This is a genomic window from Halolamina pelagica (genome assembly GCF_900115675.1).
GTDB lineage: Archaea > Halobacteriota > Halobacteria > Halobacteriales > Haloferacaceae > Halolamina > Halolamina pelagica.
Map to the genome: position 1 here is coordinate 1 of NZ_FOXI01000035.1, position 4,640 is coordinate 4,640.

6 protein-coding genes and 2 pseudogenes are annotated in these 4,640 nt (G+C 56.2%); 5 read left to right on the forward strand and 3 right to left on the reverse strand.

Annotated elements, in window-relative coordinates; translation table 11 throughout:
- Window positions 1–532: 532 nt before the first annotated feature.
- Both BMZ83_RS17500 and BMZ83_RS17305 read right to left on the reverse strand, forming a co-directional pair.
- Window positions 533–1,213: pseudogene (locus BMZ83_RS17500) on the reverse strand (NAD(P)-dependent oxidoreductase); the annotation flags it as partial.
- Between the two features lie 102 nt (window positions 1,214–1,315).
- Window positions 1,316–1,627, reverse strand: coding sequence for a hypothetical protein (locus tag BMZ83_RS17305; protein WP_241729610.1), 312 nt, complete (start codon window positions 1,625–1,627; stop codon window positions 1,316–1,318).
- Between the two features lie 332 nt (window positions 1,628–1,959).
- Here BMZ83_RS17305 and BMZ83_RS15980 point away from each other — a divergent pair, with 332 nt between their 5' ends.
- The 3 genes from BMZ83_RS15980 to BMZ83_RS15990 all read left to right on the forward strand — a co-directional run bounded on the left by BMZ83_RS15980 (window position 1,960) and on the right by BMZ83_RS15990 (window position 3,405).
- Window positions 1,960–2,340: an SHOCT domain-containing protein gene (locus BMZ83_RS15980; protein WP_074880978.1), complete on the forward strand. Its 381-nt coding sequence runs from the start codon at window positions 1,960–1,962 to the stop codon at window positions 2,338–2,340.
- A 236-nt stretch (window positions 2,341–2,576) separates the two neighbouring features.
- The gene (locus BMZ83_RS17310) at window positions 2,577–2,927 is read left to right on the forward strand and encodes a hypothetical protein (protein ID WP_241729609.1); all 351 of its coding nucleotides are present in this window, start codon (window positions 2,577–2,579) and stop codon (window positions 2,925–2,927) included.
- Between the two features lie 190 nt (window positions 2,928–3,117).
- Window positions 3,118–3,405: an amphi-Trp domain-containing protein gene (locus BMZ83_RS15990; RefSeq protein WP_049986819.1), complete on the forward strand. Its 288-nt coding sequence runs from the start codon at window positions 3,118–3,120 to the stop codon at window positions 3,403–3,405.
- An 80-nt stretch (window positions 3,406–3,485) separates the two neighbouring features.
- Here the strand turns inward: BMZ83_RS15990 and BMZ83_RS15995 are convergent, their stop codons facing one another.
- Window positions 3,486–4,010 carry an ArsR/SmtB family transcription factor gene (locus BMZ83_RS15995; protein ID WP_074880981.1) on the reverse strand — a complete coding sequence of 175 codons (525 nt, stop codon included), beginning with the start codon at window positions 4,008–4,010 and terminating at the stop codon, window positions 3,486–3,488.
- Between the two features lie 202 nt (window positions 4,011–4,212).
- Here BMZ83_RS15995 and BMZ83_RS16000 point away from each other — a divergent pair, with 202 nt between their 5' ends.
- Together BMZ83_RS16000 and BMZ83_RS16650 are read left to right on the forward strand one after the other, a co-directional pair.
- Window positions 4,213–4,428, forward strand: coding sequence for a heavy-metal-associated domain-containing protein (locus tag BMZ83_RS16000; protein ID WP_074880984.1), 216 nt, complete (start codon window positions 4,213–4,215; stop codon window positions 4,426–4,428).
- Window positions 4,429–4,536: 108 nt separating this feature from the next.
- Window positions 4,537–4,640, forward strand: a pseudogene (locus BMZ83_RS16650) (transcriptional regulator TrmB); the annotation flags it as partial.

The window sequence follows — 4,640 nt, forward strand, 5'->3', positions numbered from 1 at the left end:
GCGACGCGGCTTGCTTAACGAAGCGGAAGAGGAGTTTGGACACATTCGGCTCTTCCGCTTCGCTTCCGCCTTCAGAGCGACGCAATCACGCCGCCTTCTGCGGGATTCAACAGAGCAGTCGAAACGTACCACGACACGTACGAGGGCCGAATCAGGGCGACGATCTGCCTGCAGGACAACTGATCGTGTACCAGGCAGCTGTGGGAACGGACCGCGTCCCTCGCTGCAGAGTATCCGGACCTACTCGTCCCCCCTTCTAAGCGGGTGGCAAAGAACAGTTTACACACCCTTCAGCGCGATATACGGAGCAGCCGGTCTTCAGGGTCAGAGTCTTCAAGGATTCGCCGGCTATGTACAGCTATGCCCGGTAAACGGAGTGATTCCCCACTCAGTCGGGTGATTGGTCTCGTTGTCGCCGGTCTCGCTGTGGTGTTGCTGGTGTTGGATCAGACCACCGACCTACCGGTTCCCTACGGATATGATGGAAGTGGCTTTAGCTTCCTAATTTAGGGTGTAGTGGCACTTCTGGTCGTTATTGTTCTGGGGTGGCAGTATCGTGATATCCTTTTAGGTAATTCGCCCGGGGAGCAACTCGCTTTTGCGCAATCAGTCGCGGGACTCGTACAGCTGTTGTCTCAGCTAGTTCTGAGTCGCTTCGCAATCGTCGCAATCTGATCCAGGAAAATCCGAGATCGGCGTTCTCTTGGCTGGTGACTATCGGCGTCTCTCGAACGTATAGGTCCTCTTGAAGGATTTGAAGCAGAAAATGGGCGACATCAGCCCGTGAAATCGGCCGGGCACTGGCATCAATATCGACACCGTGGACGTATTCTCCGGTTCGCGGTGCGTCCGTCAATCCACCGGGCCGTACGATCGTCCAGTCGAGGTCGCTTTGCATAACAAGTTCTTCTTGCCGCGCCTTGTCTGTCCTCAGATCATGAAGAACGGTTGCGTTTGAAATTCGGACATACCACGGAACCGTTTCAGAACTCGAGCCGAGACCCATCGATGTTAGCACAAGTAATCGGCTGACTGGCCGGTCATCCATCGCCTCGATAATGTTCCGAGTCCCCCGCGACACGACATCCGGTGGGTTGTTCGGCGTCCGCCCGAGGAGGCAAACCACGGCGTCTGTATTCTCGACTGTTTCAGAGACTGCCCCTGGATCCAAGACATTTCCCTCGATAGCTGTGATCTGCTCACCTGGCGGGAGTTTAGCTGGGTTCGGGTGAGGACCCGAACGTCATAATCGGCTGCGAGCGCCTGCGTTATCAAACGTCGTCCTGTCCCGCCAGTCGCCCCGATAAAGCGAGTTTCATGAGAGTGAACCGGTAAAGCGGTTGTACAACTCAGCAAACAGGTAGGTGAATACACCTGTAATGACCACTGCTTCAAGGATTCCAGCGATAGTCCCAGCGGGTGTCGGCGTGAAGAACGAATGCCACTGCTCCATCATTTCGACCCCACCTTCGTAGACTCCGATCGCCCCGAAGAGGCCGAGTAAAAGCATGATCACAGCTGCGACTGTAGCTGCTGCCACAGCAAATGGAAGTGGATCGAGACGCGGTGGTACCCGACTGGATTCCGGGATCTCACGAACGCCGGTTTGCTCGGGTGGTGTGCTCATATGAGATACTACGAGCGGGTAATTCACTGAGTTTGTGGCTACGATTCGAAACCGGCTACATCAAACTGCTACCAGTCAAAATATGAAAACAGAAAAGCACCACTGCACGGGGTTTGACCCATTACTGAACCCTTCTCTTAGCACGGTCCAGCCCGATGAGTCAGCGTGACAGCGCGAAGAATCCCAGAATGAGATTGGATTCGAACGCAGAACTGGTGCAAAGCTGGGATATCAAAAGTAGTTCTGAGGTAGACCACAAGAAGGGAAGACACAATCGCATTGAATAGGGAACCCGTATTGAGAACTGGAGACGCATTTCACGGAGGGAAAATATGCCTGACAAAACAGACGATACACGACTCATCACGATTGTTCTCATTATCATCGGTGCGTTCGTCCTCTTCCCGATGTTCTTCATGGGCTTCGGGATGATGGGAGTTGGCCCGATGATGGGTGGCACATGGGGCGGCCATATGTGGGGAGACGGGACGATACCAACCTGGATGTTTATCGCCGGTATCATCATGCAGCTCCTTTTCTTAGCTGCCCTCGTCGGCGGTGCCTACCTCCTCTACCAGGCAATTACGGGAAGTGAGAGCGACTCAGACCAGGCACTCGAAGAACTCCGACTCGCGTACGCTCGTGGCGAATTGACCGACGATGAATACGAACAGCGACGGGAAGCGCTCGAACGCGACACGGAGTCACAGTAAGACTGATTCGAGGAATGACGGGCACACCCGATTGCCATGCCACAACGGTGCACCCGTCGCTCCCGGCCTGGCTCAGCCGATATACAACGTTGGGCCTCTACGGACTACTCGTCGGGACGGGACTCTGTCTGATCGCATTCGTAACGAATTCAGTCCCTGATCCCTCATTCCCTTGGGCGACGCTGCCGGAATCGCTCCGACTTCCCTTCGAGCAACCACGGATCGAGCACTGGCCCGTGTCATACACTATCGGCATCTGGCTGTGGATTCTCGGATTTCCGGCGTTGTTCCTCGCTGGCTACAGACGATTCGGTGCTCGGACGCCATTCGGCTCGACGACATGGCTCGCGGGACTTCCCACGCTGGCGATGCTCGGCTGGACGACGTACTGTCGATTCTTCTGGCCGAAACTCCATCCACCGACCTGGAATGCCCCCTCCTACACGTTCGTCTGCTGGCTGTGCTGCTCCTCATATGACGTGGTCTGGAGTATTACAGCCTACGTAATTGCGCTTCTCGGCATCGTCGCGACGCTCCTCGCCATGCGACACCAGGACGTAGATAGTTATGTCCTTCTCGGATTTTGACTCCTCGCACTCCCCCTCGGATTACCAGCTCTGTACGAGGGATACCGGCGGACAACGGTACGGCAACCTGAGGAACTGTGACCGGAGGTTGGTTTCAGCCCTGTTGATAACATTGGTGTATGATGATTCTGGCTCAAGCGAGGGTGATTTAGGGGATTCACTTATCGGTACAGGCAGCGTATCGTTCAGTATGCCTGAAGAAGTCCTGTTCAAATCAGAGAGTGGTCAGACTCGAGAAGAAATCGCGTCGTATCTCCGTAGCGTCGCTGATAAACTCGAACAAGGGGACGCAGTCACACTCAAATCCGGTTCCGAGTCCGTGACAATGGAACCACCAGCGCGCCCGACGTTCGAGGTCAAAGCCGAGCGCGAGGGACCAACGGACGGACCCGGTGAATTGAGTATCGAGTTCGAACTCGAATGGGATGAGAACGACAATAGGGAGGACGGTGGGAGCAGTCAGTTAGAAATTGAGTGATCAATTCGCAGCCTTCAGCGACCGGTGGTTTCGTGTCGTGTCGTATCTGATGAAATCCCAATAATCCCGAGTTTTCTCGCTCAGGAGTCTCTGTGAGCACGAACGAACGCACGTCGGAGGACAGTCAGAAGCACATACGTCTCGTACTTCTGGGTCTGGCAGTGCTCGCAGGGCGGCATATCCGCGACGATCTCCTCAATAGCGTCGTCGTACTCGTCGGTGAGTGTAGTGAGCGCGTCCGTGATCTGGGGCTGGACAGCGTCGATCATCTCTTCGACGGTGGCGTCGGCCGAATCTGGTAGTGAGTACGAGAGAACGATCGTGTTTGCGTGGTAGTACTTCGTCGTCCCACCACGACCCTCCTCGAACCGAACGACGTCGACGAGGCCGGCGTCCCGGAGCTCGTTGATGTGATGGCGAACCGTGTTCTCCGTCCGGTCGACGCCGCGATCGTCGAGGCGTTCGTGGACCTCGGTCGCGGTCAGGGCCTCCTCGGCCAGAATATCGAGGATCATCGCCCGCATCGGCTCGTCGATGGCGTCCGAAACCCGAGTGTCTCGCACCGCGATGTCGTCGAGACGGTAGTCGGTATCGGAATCACTCATACGAGAACTGAGCGCGAGCACGCGGGAAAAGGTAGCGGGGCAGGAGTCGGGTAGGTGTCTGTCGAGGTATCGAGTACAGGATGGACCCGCGATAGCGAAAGCCCTAGACGGCCCGTTTTGACTGTTCCAACGACCCGTATCCGAATTCAAACATATCATCTAAAAAATACTTATTGAGATACGGGCACTACCTCAAACTGTAATGAGCGACACAACCCAATTCCGCGTCCTCGACTTCGACTGCCCGACCTGCGCGAGTACCGTCGAACGCGCCCTGTCGAACGTCGACGGCGTCCAGCACGTCGAAGTCCACTACGCGACCGGCCGCGTCGAGATCGAGTACGACGACAGCGTCGCTGACCCCGACGCCTTCGCACAGACCATCGAAAACCAGGGGTACACGCCCCAGCCCACCTAACACCATGAACAAACAATCGATCACGAAGTACTACCGGAAACACCGGAAGGCCATCGTCACGGCGACGAGCGGCCTCCTCTACGGCGGCGGCTGGAGTCTCGGCTACCTCACGAGTTCGCCCGTGAACTCGCACACCATCTGCATCGTCAACGTCTCGAAGCCGTCGCCCCGAAGGGCACGATTCTCTGGGAGGACTACGACGAATTCCTCGC